The sequence below is a fragment of the Ochrobactrum sp. SFR4 genome (genome assembly GCF_019730395.1).
Taxonomy (GTDB): domain Bacteria; phylum Pseudomonadota; class Alphaproteobacteria; order Rhizobiales; family Rhizobiaceae; genus Pseudochrobactrum.
Genome location: NZ_JAAPBB010001497.1, coordinates 1 through 230, shown reverse-complemented (window position 1 = coordinate 230; position 230 = coordinate 1). Strand labels below are relative to the sequence as shown.

General features: G+C 50.0%; 1 protein-coding gene. It reads left to right on the top strand.

What is annotated here, in order from left to right:
* On the top strand, nucleotides 1-223 hold a 223-nt coding region (locus HBA93_RS24010), incomplete at its 5' end, for a DUF2786 domain-containing protein (protein WP_221724877.1).
* Nucleotides 224-230 lie beyond the last annotated feature (7 nt).

Genomic DNA, 230 nt, shown 5'->3' with positions numbered 1-230 from the left:
AACTGCACGGGGATGCACTGAAGCTGAAGCAATGGAAGCTGCAGCCAAAGTGGCCGAGCTTATGCGTGAGCATGGTCTGTCTCATGAAGAATTGGAAATGACACAGGAAGCAGCTGGCGTAAAACCAGCACGCGCTCTGCCCGTGCTTTACTATGGCCGACAATTGCAAATTGCACCAATAGCGCAGCGATCATTACGACAGCCGGAAAAGATCATAAGGTGATTTTTGT